We start from the raw sequence: 3,012 nt of genomic DNA, 5'->3' as shown, positions 1-3,012 counted from the left end.
CTAAAACGGGTCTATTTACATTAGCACTTAACTATAGGTTCACCACACCCAGCGAGTTTAACTGGTGAAATAATGTAATATTTATCAAGTTCAGTATCTTGAAATATAAAAGCCTTAAATTTTTCGATTTCAAGTACGAGAGGGTCTTTTTTGAATGATATAAGACCTATTCTTTTATCGGTTGCATTTCTGATTGCAGCCCTTGCGTCTTCCCACTGTTTCATGAATCCAGGTTCCCCTTCGTGATAATGAAATGGAACGGCCAGACGTAAGTTGACAGCGTCAGATTGAATCAGATTGGTTAAATATATATGCATAGATAATCTCCTGTAGTGAATGCAAGAGATTAAATGAATTTTTGTAACATTGCCTAAGAAAAAATACAGACTTTACGTTTTTTTTCGCTGGAAACATGATTATCCATTCATGAAATAGCAAAACATCTACCTTTCTAATACCCATTTTATAAAAAAGCGGTCCTCCAGACCGCCAAACTCAAACACCAACCAGACTTTCCAGTGGAATGCCAAACTGGGAATGTAAACGACGAATCATAGGTAACGTCAAATTTCGAGTACCATTAAGCACTTCGTAAACACGGTTTGGCTTACCAATTGCCGGTTCCAGGTCTTTCACGGTCAGCCCTTGCTGTTCCATACGGAACTTAATGACCATCAATAGGTGATGGAGACTCAATTGGATAATGTTTTTTCTCGTACTCTTCAATGAGAAGACACATGACATCAAAGAAATCACCTTCAGGGGTGTTCATTTCCGGTTTGTTATCGAACATCGGTTCGACCGCACGCAGTGCGGCCTCATAATCCTGTTCTGTACGGATAGGTTTAATGTTCATTATTTCCAAAGAAAAGCCCACTTTTTTAGTGGGCTTTTTGTGTGTTTTTTACAATATCAGGCTGCTTTTTTATTCAGATTCCGCTGAGAAATAAATTCTTCAGCAGTAGTGATACGGCTTAACTCTTCCTGAACGCGCATGTCATTTTCAACTTCCCACAGGTCTACTGCGGTCTGAAGATTAATCCAAAAATCTACAGAAGTATCGAATGCTTTTGCCAGGCGATATGCCATATCCATCGTTAGCTTACGATTATTATTAACAAGAGCACTTACGGTGTTACGATGAACATGTAGTATTTCTGCTAACTCGTTGATCTTCAGCTCTAACGGCTCCAGGTATTCGTACAGCAGGATATCACCTACAGTCGTCGGTTTTCTGGTTGCCTGTTTCATTTTTTGCCCTTACTAGCGTGCGTATTAAGTGGACTCTGGTCAATACCCGGTCCATCCGCCGGGTATTTGTTTTAGTATTTGTGAGGGTCGAGATACAAGTCCTCGGCCTTTCCGTTAACCCACTTAAAAATTAACCTATATTGCTTATTCACCCTTATTGATGAATAGCCGTTTAGCTTCCCTGACAATTCCTCATACCGATTACCTGGTGGTGATCTCAAGTCCTTCCAGGTAGTTGCGGCATTGATAATATCCAGCTTCCGCAACAATGTAATATGAATATCAGAAGGTATCTTTTTGTGTGGTGTTGAAAATTCAAAAAAATCATCAAGCCACGCATCCCTGAAATCCTTTATGTTAATTTTTTTGGTCATTAGTCATTTGATCCTCCGTGATGATTACTGAATGCCATAACTATAGCGCACAGATGCACTGTGCGCAAGTGCATTTGCATTTGCAACAATTCCCCCTCCTTCATCCGAAATCACAATCTCCCGAAAATCTTCCTTTCGATACCTGACAGATCGACCTTTGAGGATGCTTATGGGCCGTTTTGACGAATGGTTTGCTGACGATGCAAACCTGGTAAGTAAGGAGTCAGAACATGACAGCACGCAGAGAGAAACGCCAGCGCCGATTGAAGAGGATGCAGGAGGCGCGCCGGAACATGGCAATACCGGATCGGATTCATTCAGCATTCTGGAAGAGCAATCCACCGCCGAAGCTGATCGCCATGATAATTTCCCTGGTAGCGGCGGTAGTTTTACTCCGGACACTGGAGAACCTGATATAGCCATTCTGCCATCTTCCCTGGCAGGCAGAGAACCAACTCCACAGCTAAAAACACGCTATAACGGGCATAAAGCCTTTAACGACCAGATCCGTGCTGACTGGATGTTAATTATTGAATCCAGCCCAGACGCGTTCCAGGCGCTCTTATACCGACCTGATGTCGGCACATATGGCGTGGTCAGCGACGAAACTGGAGAAGAGTCATTCACTGAACTGGATAACAACCAGCGCGAACTGACTTACCAGGAACCTGAAATCGTTTATGTGCTGGATAACCCTGATGGGCGTGACTCTTTCCATGCTCTTGACTCAGACGGTGAGCAGGACGGTCTGACTGATGACGTCCTTATTCTGCGAATCGCCGCAAATAACTCTTCTGAGTCTTGTTATAGAAAACATCAACAATCGAAAAAGCAGGCTTAAAATAAGCCTGCTTTAATTGGCATTCTGTCGGCAGAATCATTCTGCCGGCAATTCCTATTCTTATCCTGTTCTGCAATCCCCTAAATGTTCCTGAATTGTCAGCAGGACTAGTAGCTGATCTTCGTCAGCACCAGCAGCCTTGCGGATAATCAGGGGGTTGCAACCATGCATTTCACCTCCACACACGCCGGGCAGACAACTGTTTCCGCCACCACCGCGAACGGTGCAGCGAAACAAACCACCACGCTGACGTTTGTTGCCGACACCAAAAGCGCCGTGCTGAAAAACATCACACCGGATAAAACCACGCTGCTGGCCGATGGAAAGGACAGCGCTACGCTGACTGCTGTCGCAGAAGACGCACAGGGTAATCCGTTAAAGAATGTCCAGATCGACTGGAGTTCAACCAGCAATACCGCGCAGTTATCCGCCTCGACCACCCAGACGGACGAACAGGGACATGTCACTGTTCAGGTCAGTTCTCCGACGGTGGAAGAGGTTACGCTGACAGCCACGCTGCAGGGGCAGAAGCTGGCTTCTCCGGTC

At 44.8% G+C, this 3,012-nt stretch carries 5 protein-coding genes and 1 pseudogene; 2 read left to right on the top strand and 4 right to left on the bottom strand.

From position 1 onward, the window contains the following. Positions 1–20: 20 nt before the first annotated feature. The 4 genes and pseudogenes from D9736_RS21975 to D9736_RS21960 form a co-directional block, all read right to left on the bottom strand. A complete protein-coding gene (locus tag D9736_RS21975) occupies positions 21–317 on the bottom strand; it encodes a hypothetical protein (RefSeq protein ID WP_130236372.1) in 297 nt (98 codons plus the stop codon). A gap of 178 nt (positions 318–495) precedes the next feature. Continuing rightward, positions 496–856 (bottom strand): annotated as a pseudogene (locus tag D9736_RS21970) (helix-turn-helix domain-containing protein). A 56-nt stretch (positions 857–912) separates the two neighbouring features. Next, positions 913–1,251: a HigA family addiction module antitoxin gene (locus tag D9736_RS21965; RefSeq protein ID WP_000806446.1), complete on the bottom strand. Its 339-nt coding sequence runs from the start codon at positions 1,249–1,251 to the stop codon at positions 913–915. A 71-nt stretch (positions 1,252–1,322) separates the two neighbouring features. Continuing rightward, positions 1,323–1,625, bottom strand: coding sequence for a type II toxin-antitoxin system RelE/ParE family toxin (locus tag D9736_RS21960; protein ID WP_130236373.1), 303 nt, complete (start codon positions 1,623–1,625; stop codon positions 1,323–1,325). A 169-nt stretch (positions 1,626–1,794) separates the two neighbouring features. Between D9736_RS21960 and D9736_RS21955 the strand changes: the two genes are divergently transcribed. Both D9736_RS21955 and D9736_RS21950 read left to right on the top strand, forming a co-directional pair. Continuing rightward, positions 1,795–2,466: a phage tail protein gene (locus tag D9736_RS21955; RefSeq protein ID WP_240779370.1), complete on the top strand. Its 672-nt coding sequence runs from the start codon at positions 1,795–1,797 to the stop codon at positions 2,464–2,466. Between the two features lie 165 nt (positions 2,467–2,631). Continuing rightward, on the top strand, positions 2,632–3,012 hold a 381-nt coding region (locus tag D9736_RS21950; protein WP_130259165.1), incomplete at its 3' end, for an Ig-like domain-containing protein.

It is taken from the genome of Escherichia sp. E10V10 (assembly GCF_004211985.1).
Classification (GTDB): Bacteria; Pseudomonadota; Gammaproteobacteria; order Enterobacterales; family Enterobacteriaceae; genus Escherichia.
This window is presented reverse-complemented; position numbering and strand designations above follow the sequence as displayed.

What these genes read in the sequence shown, in the direction of transcription:
- D9736_RS21960 (WP_130236373.1), bottom strand. Translation starts at nt 1,625, where the DNA reads ATGACCAAAAAAATTAACATAAAGGATTTCAGGGATGCGTGGCTTGAT.
- D9736_RS21965 (WP_000806446.1), bottom strand. Translation starts at nt 1,251, where the DNA reads ATGAAACAGGCAACCAGAAAACCGACGACTGTAGGTGATATCCTGCTG.
- D9736_RS21975 (WP_130236372.1), bottom strand. Translation starts at nt 317, where the DNA reads ATGCATATATATTTAACCAATCTGATTCAATCTGACGCTGTCAACTTA.
- D9736_RS21955 (WP_240779370.1), top strand. Translation starts at nt 1,795, where the DNA reads ATGGGCCGTTTTGACGAATGGTTTGCTGACGATGCAAACCTGGTAAGT.